This window comes from Paenibacillus sp. FSL R5-0341 (assembly GCF_037975235.1).
Taxonomy (GTDB): domain Bacteria; phylum Bacillota; class Bacilli; order Paenibacillales; family Paenibacillaceae; genus Paenibacillus; species Paenibacillus amylolyticus_A.
On record NZ_CP150241.1, the window covers coordinates 3,817,452 to 3,830,703 of the forward strand.

Sequence of the window (13,252 nt, forward strand, 5' to 3'; positions counted from 1 at the left end):
CCAACATCATCATTGCGCCTTTAAATTGGTAAGTTACTTTTGCACCATCACATGTTTTGCACATACTGTTATCCCCTCCGTCTATTTCTTCCGCCAACTGGCAGCGACTTAACAAATGGTTCGATTCTCTCTATGATTCGAGCTGCCTTCTTTTCATCCTGAGATCCCTTGGCGTTAGCAAAATGTTTGAACAACTCTTGTATCGTTAAATTGGATGTGTATATCGTCGGCAACCTCTCCATACGTCTCTGGAGAACCGGACCAATAACTTCATCCCTAACCCATCCACTCATGGACTCCGCTCCAATATCATCCAAGATAAGCACTGGTACCGTTCTGAGAGCATCCAGTTTCTTTGCTACGCTCTCTTTGGAGCCGATGGCATCCTTAATCTCTTCGATAAAGTCGGGTACATACACCATAAGGACATCCACTTCACATTTAGCTAACTCCCGTGCGATAGCTCCGGCAAAACGGCTCTTGCCGACTCCCATTGGGCCGTACAAATACAATCCTTGTACCGTTTCTTTGGGAACAAATTCACTACAAAACTTCACTGCTCCCGCAATAGCTGCCATCCTCGGAGGATCAGGTTCAATGTCGTCAAAGGTGGCGTTCAAAATATGCTCAGGAATGAAGTGACTCTTAATTCGTTCCCCTATGCCCTGTTGCCGCTCGTAAGACTTCAACAGTTCGCATTTTTTAAGCCTAAACACCAACTCGTCCTGTTTATCTGGGTTTGGTTCTTCAACGCTCCTATGCCCCTTCTGGACGTTCTGACAGCTTAGTAGACCTGGGCACGTGGCGCATGCATCGCATTGAGCCAAATGCTCTGAAACATCCCTGTATCTTCTAGGACTTGTAAGGTCTCCCGATCGATCAGGATAGGCCTGTCGGAGCCGTTTGATTTCCGGATGGCCATCAATTTGCTGAATAGCTGCCTGCTGTCGTTCTGCAAACCTTGGGGGAATTAGTGCCTTGAGTTCCTCCTGAAAGCTGCCCATGTACTCACACTCCTTGCTTTGACCTTAGATTAGCAAGCAACTCTTTTAAATCATCTGCGGTCACGTTTGATGCCGTTTCAATCGGCGCATCTGGTACGGAAGTCGCTATTTGAATTTCGTCTGTGTTTGATTTTTCACGTTTGGCATGCAACGAATATACAACCGTTGCACAGTAACTCAGGTTTCGTATCTGATCCCATTTGTTCTTGGGTTTAAAATTGTCAAATGATTGGTCAATACCATCGATAACTGTTTGGAGCGGAATCCTCTCAGCTATGAATTCATTGACAGCATCCTCGTCATTAAAAGTAATCTCAAGTCCCTTGCCTTTTCTCTGGAGATATCGAGCTGCAACTTGATTGCGATACTCCATTGGGGAAACCTCCCGATCAGAGTCAGTATCTGCTTCGGTTTTAGGAACAGAATCCGGGTTTCCCATGTATGGTTTAAAGACCGAATCGGGATCTTCTAAACAACAACTAACTTTAATACTGTCTTTAAACATGTCTTTAGAGGTGCCTTCAGCCTTACTCCCGCAAGGGATTGAGACCTCTTCGACTTCCACTTTTCGTAACTCATCAGTTACACTTTTCGTAACTTCGGAGTTACACTTTTCGTAACTTTCGTCATTCTCTTCGCTTTCTGGAGTTACACTTTTCGTAACTTTTTTATTGCCTATATTTAAAGAGATAAGTTCTGAAAATTTCTCGCGATCCCACTCTTTCACAAGACTGACACGCCATTCATCATAGTTCTTGTTGAGAGAATAGACCTGTTTGCCATCCCAATAAATCACCTTACATTGCCCCAAATAAGTGATCTCTTTTTTAGCGTCCTGTATGCGTACTCCACATAGTTCGAAATGCTTCAAGAGAGGGATAACTGCCTCTTTCTTCTGGCATCCATACGACAGCCTTAGAATCAGCTTGAGAATCTTTTGTTGCCTTTCTGTGAACTTCCGGCTGATTATCTCATCCCATATTTCATTAGCAATCCCGATGAATCCATTCTTTAACTGGGGACTTGCCACTCTCCTCACCCCGGAAAATTCTGATTACTATCTCTTTCCACTGGCTGGATTGTTGAATTCCGCCAGAAGAACCTTCAAGCTATACTTCAACGAATTGATAACCTGATCATTACTTTCCACTGCGTTATGCCAGCGAACCTTGTCTGACTCAGCATCAGCTTCCTGAAGACGAATCTCAATGATTGCCAGCTCCGCACGCTGAGCTTTGTCTTTGCCAGCAGCAAGGTATGCTTCTGCATACACACGCTTTCTCTGGGCGTAGATACGTTTATAGTCTCTCACTGCTTCAGCAGCTCTACGGCCCAAAATAACCTGTACCTCGGTCAAAAACTCGATCTTCCGAGCCAGTGTAGCCGGATAATCGTGACTGCACTGTTCTGCTAGGCTGTATAACTCACCCAATGTATATTGTTTTTGTAGAGACAATGCAGTCACTCCTTACTTATACATGCGCTCCGATATGGAGCAATCGTTCCCTGACCTCAGGCCAAAGGTAAGCCTGTCCGCCTTCTCCATTTCTATCCTCACAGAACCATCTTGAAATGGTAGGTTTGCCACCAGTAACATAGTCACGCAATCCATTAATCCACGATGCTTCTGTACTCGACATCGGTAAATTACGCGAGTATAGCTTTACAGCCTGGGGTGGATCGTATTTCCTCTCACCAATACGTTGTCCCATGAAATAAGGATTCCCTTCTGTTTCTACTAATCCAAGACGACCATTCTCTTTCTTGATAAACTCGAATTTACGAGACATCCAATTTATTTCATACAGATAGGCTAATACTCTATTGGCTAAATCTGCCCTGCCGAATCTCCCTGCTTGCTTAGCTGAAGATTTCCAATTTTTAAAATTTTCTTCACTTGGAACGAACCTGGATTTAGGATTGTGATGACCCGATCTTTTCGAAAGCTTCCTCTTACAATTTTCAGGTTTTGTTAATAGATCAAACAGTTCGAATGCAGCCATGTTGGTGTAATGATCTTTGTTGATAATCACCCACCACATATTGTTGATATTGTGATAGACAGTTCCTCGCATCAGTACCCCTTTGCGGTCGCGGAAGTACTTAACTTCTCCATTGCTGATCCGCACACCATCTTTATCAAGAGCGTTGTAATCAGGTAAATTGTCGGATCTCCAATGTCTACTCGGTTCGTTTAACTTGTGAAACACCTTGTCATATGATGTTTTCAATTCAGAATCAGAGTCACAAGATAAACCTTCTTGCAACAGAAAATCCTCAATATGTTTTCGTTCTACCAAAAATCGTTTCTGGATCAAATAAGACATTTTTTTAAATTTGTTGAAGTCATACCTTCCACCGTTCCTGTTCTCAACATTGATTTCTTGGTAAAACTCAATACGAGCACCTGTGTTATATTTGTCGGCTATGAAAAGGAGGTCTCCCTTGCTTCCAGCGAAGTGATCTTTTGAAAGGATCGCATAATCACGATCTATTCTCGGGTCAGAACCAACGGTAAATCCTCTGCCTCTCATCATTTCCAACATCCGCAGAAAGATGGGATGGGATATTTCTTTATCTCCCCTAACAGTGATATTCGTTTCCCGTACAGCAAAATTCTTATTTTCTTTCACGGGACATCCCCCTATTTCCATTTTTAAGTTTTCATGTTATACTGCCGTTGAATATTTTTTTAAATGATCGTGTTGGTAGCACGATTAACTTAAGGACTCATTTGTTACTGTTGTTGCGGTAGACTCTTCTGCAATAGTAGTTACAAAAGAGTCCTTCTTCTTTTGGATCAGGAAATTTTTGTCCCGAGAACACTTCTCTATCGCAGTGTTTACACAAACCAATCACTGTCCCTTCAACCTTATAGCCTGATGGTTCTTTCCAGATTAGTCCTTCATATTCTGCGTTCTTATCGATTGAGCGTTCTAATTCCTCAAGATCGTTACGGAGCATCTTAATTTGTTGTTTGATGGGTTTGATGCTGCGTTCCATTGCTAATGCATCAATAGCAGTATCACATAAATCCCTAATCTGTCTTCGCAATACTCTGGTTTGCAACAAATCGTGAGAACGTATCATCATTTCTTTTTAGCAATGTTCCGAGTGATTATGGCATGTTGCAATGGCTTGTGTGACCAGATACGTGCCAAGTCATCCAGAGTCATAAATTTGTATCCCATCGGTTTCAACTCCTGTCAGATGTAGTCTTCCGGACGAAACTCCTTAATGAACTCTACCGCATCATCAAAGTCGATACGCCGTACATGGCTATATTTCGCTACCTCAAACCGATCTTTCAATTTACTCCAGACCATCCTACGATAACGACCGACCAGGTCCTTGAATTTCTCGTCAGACTCTTTGTACCTGTCCTTTGTTAACGAATTCGACTTCTTGCGGACAAGAGACTGGAGTTGGTAGCACTCCGCATCCGTAAGCGTTACGCTGTCCCGGACCTCCTGCACCATCATCTGAACCTCTCCAACTTTTTCAGCAACGTCATCTTGCATTTGTTTCATGCCATCCCACAATCCTCGGATAGCAACTCCCTGCGCCTCTGTAAGCTGCAACTGTCTTTCAACGATTGTCAGATAGTCAGGCTGATTAGGAATCAATGTCATGTTTCTCTACCACCTTTCTTGAATTAATTGCCGGACGAAGTTGGTCTATGAAAGATTGGAGCATATCAAGACCTTCTGACAATCGTTTCTTCTCACTTGTGCTTGCACCAGATACTGCTCCAAGCATGAATGATGTAATACCAACCTTCTGAAGAAACTGTTTAATATGAATGCTGATTTGAATAGTGTTACTGTCAGCTTCAAAGCGAAGTTTTTTCATCTGAGATGCCGCTTGTTGGTCATCAAAGTCATCAGGCTGTTGGAGCTTCATTGTCTCCAACTCTTCTTTTGTCCTTTGATAACCCGCTTTCAATTCTTCCACCTTCAGGCGCTCATTTTCTACATCACCCTGAAGCTTGTCCTTCCAGTATTGATCACGCTCTTTGATTTGCTTAGCAGCTTCCTGAGCTTTCTGCGCCAGGATAACTTCCGTCTCCTCGTCTCGGCGCTCAACCGCTGCCGCTACTGCCTCATCTACCTGATCTGCTGGAATTGCATCCTTATACCGCCGCTGGAGTTCTTCCTTCTCCTGCTCAGCTTGGTTAGCCCGAGTCTCAGCCTCTCGTACAGCAGCTTCAAGCCGTTCCTTTGTCTCCACATACGCTTTGTGTGTAGATATGATCCCTTCATCAAGTTGCTGGATGATTTCTGGTGTCGCATTTTCCATGATGTACTTGGCTTTGTCGTAGGTTCTGCCCGATCCAAAGCCTGCTTGATCAGCTACGATATCGCGGACTTGTCCAGCAGGATGCTCAGGAATATTTTCCTTGCCTCCAGCCATTCGCTCTTTTGCCTTAATTCGTTCAACATCCTCAAGGCGTTTGGCCCATTCGACTCGCTCCGAGAACGTGAACTCTTTTCGATGCTCGTTTTCGGAAATTTCTAATCGGAGTTGATGTTCATAATCCTCAATTTCCATGACGCGAACCGCTACTTCCTTACGCTCCAAATACTGATGAGCACGCAATCGACGTTCTCCAGCTATTAATTGATAATCTGGTGTTACAAGGATAGGATTAATGAGACCATTTTGATCAATGTCTTGCGCCAGTTCTTCGATACCGCCGAAGTCCTTACGAATTCGGTCACTGACTTTGATTTTGTTTATGTCAATTAACACCCTGATTCTCCTTCCAGAACGTTTAAAATAGAATCCTTATATTACTGGCTGTTCTGCTAGCCACTCTTCCAAAAATTCACGTGTTTCTCTTGCTGGAAAGTACCATTTACTTCCGACTTTTCTTTTAGGAAACCTTTGATCAAAGAAGAATTGATCCTGTATGAAATTCCAACTCATGCAAGTCCTGCGCTTCAATTCAGAGGCATCCCAGAAGATATACTCCGCATCGGCTTCTTTTAAAATCTCTGTCACTTTTTCCTTCAGGAGTTTTTTTATTTCTTTTTCATCAACGCTGATCGATAGCATAAAAATCTCCTTTCCCGTCAGATTGATAATTTAATTATCAATCAGGTTAAAAAAAATTATTCTATATTATTGACGATATTTATATTATCGTTTATATTAACATTAGATAATTTAATTATCGCTTTTTGCATGACTAAGAAGCCTTTCAAAATAATCAGGAAACAGTTTTTCTGCTGGATGACCGAAATATTTTGATAATTTGAACATGAGATCTCTGCCAGGAGTGAATGTTCCATTCTCAATCATTCGAACATAAACCGTTGAGATTTTATTATCTTGAGCCACTTTTGCTTGTGTGCCTTTATGTTTCCTACAGTCTGAGAAAAATTGTCGCTTTTGTGTTTCCACTAAACTGTTCACCTCCTTGCCTCTGATTATATTTGATAATTATATTATCGTCAATATGATTTTGATAATTTTATTATCTTTCTTATTAAAAAGGAGAAATTGCACAAAATGAAACTAGGTCAGAGGTTAACAGAATTACGCGAAAAAAAAGGATTGACTCAAGATCAAATGGCAGAAAGACTCGGTATCAAACGTCCTAGGTACAATTCATGGGAAAATAGTATCGCAAAACCTGACATTGAGTTTATTGATAAATTGGCGGAACTGCATCAAGTTTCAGTAGATTTTCTGCTGGGTAGAGATTCAACAGCATTTCCTGAATGGGCAACTCCTAAAGATAAAAGAGATTTCAAAACAATGCTAGAGGAAGATGGAGATGTAATGTTTGACGGGGTACCTATCTCAGGTGAGGACAAAGAAAAGATCAAACGCGTCATGGAAGCAATGTTTTGGGACGCTAAAAAGGATAATAAGAAAACCTACGGTCGTAAAAAGAAAGAGGAATAGCCTATGGACGATATCGTTCAAGGACTCATTAAACGCTTCAAGACAAACGACCCCTTTATAATTGCAGAAAGACTTAACATTAAGGTCTGGTACAGTGATCTTGGGAAGAATACACGTGGCATGTACTATCGTAAACTAAGGCGGCGCTTTATCGTAATTAACTCTGATCTAAGCGAGCCTTGGATGAGATTTGTTTGTGCCCACGAACTCGCCCATGATCGTCTCCACCCTGGCATAAGCAGATTCTTCTTAGATGAACACTCATTCTTTAATGCAGGCAAATACGAAAGACAGGCAAATCAGTTTGCAATTAAGTTACTGACAGCCACAATCGAACCAGAACTTGGCGAAACGAAAGAACAGTTACTAAGACGCTGCTCTATTCCAGCCGAACTACATAGCTTTTTGTAATCTTGCGCTTCCACCGTTGCAAGGCGGTTTAACATATACAAAAAAAGAACACACGTTCGAATGGAGGTAGAATTATGGCAAGTTTCAAGAAATTAAAAAGTGGCTGGAGATATCGGTTAAAGTATACCGATCCGTTCACTCGACAACAAAAGGAAAAATCAGAGGCTGGTTTTCGAACGAAACCAGAAGCAGAGTTAGCGGCTGCGCAATTTTTAAAGCAGACAATAGAAGGGTTTGAACAGTCCGACATTCCTTTGGTAGATTACATTCGTAATTGGATTGATAATTACAAAAAAGGTGTTGTAAGAAAGAACACAATCAAATTACATGATAACAATCTTAACACCCATATCAAACCTTATTTTAAGCGTCTGATGCTCCAGGATTTAAAACCAGATATGTACCAAGTCTTTTTGGACTCTCTATTTAAAAAGGGACTCAGTAAACGAACGGTCGAGATCATTAACTCAACAGTATACTCAGCCATAGAGCATGCATTGATTCAAGGGAAAATATTACGCAATCCATGTAAAGGTTCAATTATTAAAGGAGAGCACAAAAAGAAGACGATCCAATTCATTGATTCAGAGGACATTCCCAAATTTCTTCATACTTCTCGAGGAGATGGGTACATTTATTGGATTTTCTTTAAAGTGCTGATTGAAACGGGGTTACGAAAAGGTGAGGCTGCCGCTTTAAAGTGGTCGGATATCAATTTCAAAGAAAAGACGATCCGCGTGGATGAAACACTCGATTTCCAAGCTGAAGACGAGGACGAACTTTTCGGAGATACAAAAACCGAAAATTCTACCCGCACAATTAGTGTAAGTAACGGAATTATTAATGATTTAAGGTATCATGCTTCATGGCAGAATCAAAATAAGATCAATTTAGGGGAGTCAATGTACAGACACGATTTAAACCTAGTCTTGTGCAAAAACGACGGTAGTCCGATGCCTAAATCTAGTCTCTTTAATGCTTCGAAGAGGATTTTGAGAAAGGCTGGTTTGAGTGAGGAATTAACAATTCACTCCTTAAGACATACCTATGCCGTGGTCATGCTTGAAGCTGGGGCTGACATAAAATTTGTACAAGAGCAGCTTGGGCATGGCAGTGTGCAAATTACATCCGATGTATATGCTCATATTTCTAAAAAGCTAGAAAAGCGTAACATTGATAAATATGAAGAGTACACTTCCCGTATTTTTGGATCAGAGAATCAAAAACCGGGGGATGTTTGGGGGATGCAACCTCAATAGAAGTGCAATCTCCTCAAAACGTCCCCCGGCTAGATACTTTAAAACCCCGTAGTTACAAGGTTTTTGCTATTAATACAAAGTAATATATTGATCGCGTTCCCATTGGTGGACTTGTGTGCGATACATATCCCACTCAATTTCTTTCAGCTCATAGAAGTGAGCCAAGGCGTGGTCGCCGAGAGCGTCACAGATGACTTCGCTGCGGATCAATTCATTCAATGCTTCTTTCAGGTCAGCTGGCAGGCTTGGAATGCCTTCTTCCACGCGCTCTTCTTCTGACATGATATAGATGTTACGGTCAATTGGAGCTGGTAAGGAAAGCTCACGTTTGATTCCGTCCAGACCTGCTTTCAACAAAACAGCCAAAGCCAGGTAAGGGTTAGCAGCCGGATCCGGGTTACGAACTTCAACACGTGTACTCAGGCCACGGGAAGCTGGAATACGGATCATTGGGCTACGGTTACTAGCAGACCATGCTACATAGCAAGGCGCTTCATATCCTGGTACAAGACGTTTGTATGAGTTCACAGTTGGGTTAGTAATTGCTGCAAACGCACGCGCATGCTTGAGCGTTCCAGCCATAAAGTGACGTGCAGTTTTGCTCAGACCCAGCTCGTCCGACTCGTCAACGAATGCATTCTCATTGCCTTTGAACAAGGATTGGTTACAGTGCATACCGGAACCGTTCATACCAAACAGTGGTTTCGGCATAAAGGTAGCATGTAGACCATGCTGACGTGCAATCGTTTTAACAACGAGTTTGAACGTTTGGATCTGGTCTGCTGCTTTCAGAGCATCAGCATATTTAAAGTCGATCTCATGCTGACCTGGAGCTACCTCATGGTGGGAAGCTTCGATCTCAAAGCCCATTTCTTCAAGTGTGATAACGATGTCACGACGACAGTTTTCACCAAGATCCGTAGGCGCAAGGTCAAAATATCCACCTTGGTCATTCAGTTCGTTAGTCGGGTTTCCTTTTTCGTCTGTTTTGAACAAGAAGAACTCTGGTTCAGGACCGACGTTGAAGGAAGTGAATCCCATTTCTTCGGCTTCCTTCAGATTACGTTTCAAGATGCCACGCGGATCTCCTGGGAACGGATTACCATCCGGAAGATACACGTCACAAATCAGGCGTGCAACACGGTTCTCTGCAACCCATGGGAAAATAAGCCAAGAATCTAGATCTGGATAGAGGTACATGTCGGACTCTTCAATACGTACATAACCTTCAATGGAAGATCCATCGAACATCATTTTGTTATCCAGAGCCTTAGTCAACTGGCTCACAGGAATCTCAACGTTTTTGATAGCTCCAAGCAAATCAGTAAATTGCAATCGAATGAATCGTACGTTTTCTTCTTTCGAAATGCGGAGAATGTCTTCTTTTGTATAACTCACTATAACCTCTCCCTTTCTTATCTGCGTATTTGGCTTGCCTGTTATATTTGTACATTAGAAAGTTCCACGGGTCAAGGAGTCTCACACCAAAAGTGCATGTTTTCCCCTCACTCGCCAAGTTATGCGAATTTACTTTTTATTAAAGAATCGGGAAAGCTCTCCCTGAATGAGAGATACTTGTCCAGGTCTCTTACCTGATACAAGCTGTTGCTTCAGCAAGCGATGCAACTGCGTATCGGACAGCTCTCTGCGTTTGACTTCAGTATCTGGCGTGATAACTGTAGCTTCCTCGGATTCTTTCGAAACAGGATTCATCACTTGTTTGATCCCCGCGATGTTAACTCCTTTTTCAATCAAAGCCTTAATCTCTAGCAATCTCTCAACGTCATTAAAAGAGAACAAACGTTGATTACCTGACGTTCTCGCAGGAACGATCAAGCTGTGCTGCTCATAATAACGAATCTGACGTGCAGACAGATCCGTAAGTTTCATTACAATACCAATCGGGAATAAGGCCATATTTCTGCGAATTTCATCACCCATGTTCATCAACCTTCCAGTCATCTATTCTTCACCCTATTGTACATTTAGTTGTTACCAAGTGTCAATGACATGTTAGATAAACTCACAATAATTTACGATCTTTCATGGTCTGTAACGCCATTAAAACGCCATATTTGACATGAGAGTACGTTAATCCGCCTTGCATATACCCGATATATGGCTCCCGAATAGGTGCATCGGCTGACAATTCCAGACTTCCCCCCTGAATAAACGTACCTGCCGCCATAATGACAGGATGTTCATAACCAGGCATGTCCCAAGGTTCAGGAACCACGTGGCTATCCACAGCAGCTGCACGCTGAATCCCCTGCACGAAAGCGATCAGATGCTCGGCAGAGCTGAACTGCACAGCCTGAATCAGATCTGTGCGAGCTTCATTCCAAGCGGGTTTGGTTACAAATCCGGATTGAGCAAACATCGCGGCAGCAAACGTACTTCCTTTGATAGCTTGTCCTACAATTGTCGGAGCCATGTAAAGTCCTTGATAGATGCCACGTGTTGTCCCTAGCATTGCTCCCACTTCTCCCCCGATTCCTGGGGCTGTCAGACGATAAGCTGCAAGTTGTACGTACTGTTCCTTCCCACATATGTATCCACCGGTTTCAGCAATGCCTCCACCAGGATTCTTAATAAGTGACCCGGCCATCAGATCAACTCCGACTTCTGTCGGTTCACGTTCCTCCGTGAATTCACCATAACAATTATCCACGAATACGATGACATCTTCCTTCATTGCTTTAACACGTGTAACCATCTCAGCGATCTCAGCAACGCAGAAGGATGAGCGCCAGTCATAACCACGTGAACGTTGAATCCCAATGACTTTTGTAGCCGGTGTGATGCTTTTCTCAACTGCTGTCCAATCGACTCCACCTTCTGCAGTTAAAGCCGTCTCACGGTAACCGATGCCAAAATCGCGTAAAGAACCTGTACCATCGCCCGGTTTGCCAATTACTTTATGCAATGTGTCATAAGGCTTACCCGTGATGTATAATAATTCGTCACCTGGGCGCAGCACGCCAAAGAGAGCTGTACTAATCGTATGTGTACCCGAAGCAAAATGAGGACGTACCAACGCGGCTTCCGCGCCGAACACATCAGCATATACTTCATCGAGCACTTCACGCCCACGATCGTTATACGCATAACCTGTTGAACCTGCAAAGTGAAAATCACTTACTTTCCGCTGTTGAAAAGCATTAATGACCTTCCATTGGTTGTGATCTGTGATCCGATCAATCTGTTGAAGTTTTCCTTCTATCTGACGCTCCACTTGATGCTGAAGATCAGATATTTCTGAATCAAAGCTTACCATCTTACTTCATTCTCCTTCATAGCACGAATCTGACGTTGAATATCCATTATCGTGTCAACTTATCACATCAATATGTCATGAATATTACAATTCAATGAATTCTTCAAGCATATAACCAAATTTCTCATATTCACCTTTTTGCAATTCAACTTCATAAATCACATCATTCTCTTCAAAGCTGGTATCCACGACGTCACCAATTTTGTAGAGTACCGACGTAAGATCACCACGTTCTGCCGGAATACGGAAGCGCTTCGTGTCACCTGTCAGCTCCGTCTGAATCAATTCACGGATTTTAAGTAGATCGTCCGAGTCTAATGCGCTTACTTTGATATGGTCCTTATCCAATGGAAGCATCTCAAGCTGTTCAGGAGTACATGCATCTTTCTTGTTATAGAGCACTAACTGTGGCTTGTCCCCTGAACCAAGTTCTTGCAGAATCGTGTTAACCGTTCGCATCTGATCTTCACGCATAGCTGATGAGGCGTCAACAACATGCAGGATCAGGTCTGCTTCATTCACTTCCTCCAGCGTTGCACGGAATGCTGCAATTAGATCATGCGGGAGATTTTGAATAAATCCTACCGTGTCGGTAAGTACGATCTCTTTACCACTTGGAAGTTCCATCGTGCGTGATGTTGGATCCAGTGTAGCGAATAGCTGATCTTGAATATACACATCTGCAGCAGTTAACTGCTTGAGCAAGGTTGATTTGCCAGCATTGGTATAACCAACAAGGGCCACCTGAACAATACCTGTCTTTTTACGGCGTTCACGATGCAACTTGCGATGACGAGTCAATTCTTCCAGATGACGCTTCAGATCATCGATACGACCACGGATGTGACGGCGGTCTGTCTCCAGCTTGCTTTCACCCGGACCTCTTGTTCCGATTCCGCCTCCAAGTCTGGAAAGGTTCTTACCATGACCGGACAACCGTGGCAACAAGTAGCTATGTTGAGCCAACTCCACTTGAATGATACCTTCTCTGGTGTTGGCACGTTGTGCAAAGATGTCCAAAATCAATTGGGTACGGTCAATAATTTTGAGATCGAGGGTTTCTTCCAGATTACGAACCTGCGCACCTGACAATTCCTGATCAAAAATAGCTGTAGTTGCTCCGAGTTCCTCCGCAATTGCACGAAGCTCTTCCACCTTACCTTTACCAATGAACCATTTGGTATCACGTTTTTCCCTGTTCTGAGAAAGCACACTCAGCACTTCCACTCCAGCTGTCTCGGCAAGTTTCACCAGTTCCTCTAAAGAGTACTCCGGATTGATACCTGTACGTTTAACATCATCCGTAACAAGACTCACCAAGACGGCGCGATCTTTTTTGACCATATCTGTATCATGTGTGCCATTTGTCATGTATATGTTCACTCCCT

General features: G+C 42.9%; 16 protein-coding genes. 3 read left to right on the forward strand and 13 right to left on the reverse strand.

Annotation, left to right across the window (positions count from 1 at the left end; genetic code table 11):
• Positions 1-68: 68 nt before the first annotated feature.
• The 9 genes from dnaI to MKX75_RS17110 all read right to left on the reverse strand — a co-directional run bounded on the left by dnaI (position 69) and on the right by MKX75_RS17110 (position 6,410).
• Positions 69-1,004, reverse strand: a complete 936-nt coding sequence (gene dnaI, locus MKX75_RS17070) for a primosomal protein DnaI (protein ID WP_339166144.1) — start codon at positions 1,002-1,004, stop codon at positions 69-71.
• Between the two features lie 4 nt (positions 1,005-1,008).
• The gene (locus MKX75_RS17075; protein WP_339166145.1) at positions 1,009-2,034 is read right to left on the reverse strand and encodes a replication protein; all 1,026 of its coding nucleotides are present in this window, start codon (positions 2,032-2,034) and stop codon (positions 1,009-1,011) included.
• Positions 2,035-2,061: 27 nt separating this feature from the next.
• Positions 2,062-2,460 carry a hypothetical protein gene (locus MKX75_RS17080; RefSeq protein WP_339166146.1) on the reverse strand — a complete coding sequence of 133 codons (399 nt, stop codon included), beginning with the start codon at positions 2,458-2,460 and terminating at the stop codon, positions 2,062-2,064.
• Positions 2,461-2,476: 16 nt separating this feature from the next.
• Positions 2,477-3,637 (reverse strand): hypothetical protein, encoded by a 1,161-nt coding sequence (locus tag MKX75_RS17085; RefSeq protein ID WP_339166147.1) that lies wholly within the window; start codon positions 3,635-3,637, stop codon positions 2,477-2,479.
• A 97-nt stretch (positions 3,638-3,734) separates the two neighbouring features.
• A complete protein-coding gene (locus MKX75_RS17090; RefSeq protein ID WP_339166148.1) occupies positions 3,735-4,076 on the reverse strand; it encodes a hypothetical protein in 342 nt (113 codons plus the stop codon).
• A 134-nt stretch (positions 4,077-4,210) separates the two neighbouring features.
• Positions 4,211-4,636, reverse strand: coding sequence for an ORF6C domain-containing protein (locus MKX75_RS17095; RefSeq protein WP_339166149.1), 426 nt, complete (start codon positions 4,634-4,636; stop codon positions 4,211-4,213).
• Positions 4,620-5,756 carry a ParB N-terminal domain-containing protein gene (locus tag MKX75_RS17100; protein ID WP_339166150.1) on the reverse strand — a complete coding sequence of 379 codons (1,137 nt, stop codon included), beginning with the start codon at positions 5,754-5,756 and terminating at the stop codon, positions 4,620-4,622. The genes MKX75_RS17095 and MKX75_RS17100 overlap by 17 nt, the downstream gene beginning before the upstream one ends.
• 36 nt (positions 5,757-5,792) lie before the next feature.
• On the reverse strand, positions 5,793-6,062 hold the full coding sequence (locus MKX75_RS17105) for a group-specific protein (protein ID WP_339166151.1): 270 nt from the start codon (positions 6,060-6,062) through the stop codon (positions 5,793-5,795).
• A 111-nt stretch (positions 6,063-6,173) separates the two neighbouring features.
• A complete protein-coding gene (locus MKX75_RS17110; RefSeq protein WP_036674139.1) occupies positions 6,174-6,410 on the reverse strand; it encodes a helix-turn-helix transcriptional regulator in 237 nt (78 codons plus the stop codon).
• Positions 6,411-6,518: 108 nt separating this feature from the next.
• Here MKX75_RS17110 and MKX75_RS17115 point away from each other — a divergent pair, with 108 nt between their 5' ends.
• The 3 genes from MKX75_RS17115 (at position 6,519) to MKX75_RS17125 (ending at position 8,587) form a co-directional block, all read left to right on the forward strand.
• Positions 6,519-6,917 (forward strand): helix-turn-helix domain-containing protein, encoded by a 399-nt coding sequence (locus tag MKX75_RS17115; protein ID WP_339166154.1) that lies wholly within the window; start codon positions 6,519-6,521, stop codon positions 6,915-6,917.
• A gap of 3 nt (positions 6,918-6,920) precedes the next feature.
• A complete protein-coding gene (locus tag MKX75_RS17120; RefSeq protein WP_145148562.1) occupies positions 6,921-7,328 on the forward strand; it encodes an ImmA/IrrE family metallo-endopeptidase in 408 nt (135 codons plus the stop codon).
• A 74-nt stretch (positions 7,329-7,402) separates the two neighbouring features.
• A complete protein-coding gene (locus MKX75_RS17125; RefSeq protein WP_339166156.1) occupies positions 7,403-8,587 on the forward strand; it encodes a tyrosine-type recombinase/integrase in 1,185 nt (394 codons plus the stop codon).
• 69 nt (positions 8,588-8,656) lie between these two features.
• Here the strand turns inward: MKX75_RS17125 and glnA are convergent, their stop codons facing one another.
• From glnA to hflX, 4 genes are all read right to left on the reverse strand, one after another.
• Positions 8,657-9,985, reverse strand: coding sequence for a type I glutamate--ammonia ligase (gene glnA, locus MKX75_RS17130; RefSeq protein ID WP_062834996.1), 1,329 nt, complete (start codon positions 9,983-9,985; stop codon positions 8,657-8,659).
• Positions 9,986-10,114: 129 nt separating this feature from the next.
• Positions 10,115-10,528, reverse strand: a complete 414-nt coding sequence (locus MKX75_RS17135; RefSeq protein WP_056689944.1) for a MerR family transcriptional regulator — start codon at positions 10,526-10,528, stop codon at positions 10,115-10,117.
• Between the two features lie 82 nt (positions 10,529-10,610).
• Entirely contained in the window at positions 10,611-11,864 is a 1,254-nt protein-coding gene (locus MKX75_RS17140) for a methionine gamma-lyase family protein (RefSeq protein WP_339166157.1), read from the reverse strand.
• An 84-nt stretch (positions 11,865-11,948) separates the two neighbouring features.
• Complete coding sequence (hflX, locus tag MKX75_RS17145) at positions 11,949-13,235, reverse strand: GTPase HflX (protein WP_339166158.1); 1,287 nt, start codon at positions 13,233-13,235, stop codon at positions 11,949-11,951.
• Positions 13,236-13,252 lie beyond the last annotated feature (17 nt).

What these genes read in the sequence shown, in the direction of transcription:
- MKX75_RS17135 (WP_056689944.1), bottom strand. Translation starts at nt 10,528, where the DNA reads ATGGGTGATGAAATTCGCAGAAATATGGCCTTATTCCCGATTGGTATT.
- MKX75_RS17105 (WP_339166151.1), bottom strand. Translation starts at nt 6,062, where the DNA reads ATGCTATCGATCAGCGTTGATGAAAAAGAAATAAAAAAACTCCTGAAG.
- dnaI (WP_339166144.1), bottom strand. Translation starts at nt 1,004, where the DNA reads ATGGGCAGCTTTCAGGAGGAACTCAAGGCACTAATTCCCCCAAGGTTT.
- MKX75_RS17115 (WP_339166154.1), top strand. Translation starts at nt 6,519, where the DNA reads ATGAAACTAGGTCAGAGGTTAACAGAATTACGCGAAAAAAAAGGATTG.
- hflX (WP_339166158.1), bottom strand. Translation starts at nt 13,235, where the DNA reads ATGACAAATGGCACACATGATACAGATATGGTCAAAAAAGATCGCGCC.
- MKX75_RS17120 (WP_145148562.1), top strand. Translation starts at nt 6,921, where the DNA reads ATGGACGATATCGTTCAAGGACTCATTAAACGCTTCAAGACAAACGAC.
- MKX75_RS17095 (WP_339166149.1), bottom strand. Translation starts at nt 4,636, where the DNA reads ATGACATTGATTCCTAATCAGCCTGACTATCTGACAATCGTTGAAAGA.
- MKX75_RS17125 (WP_339166156.1), top strand. Translation starts at nt 7,403, where the DNA reads ATGGCAAGTTTCAAGAAATTAAAAAGTGGCTGGAGATATCGGTTAAAG.
- MKX75_RS17140 (WP_339166157.1), bottom strand. Translation starts at nt 11,864, where the DNA reads ATGGTAAGCTTTGATTCAGAAATATCTGATCTTCAGCATCAAGTGGAG.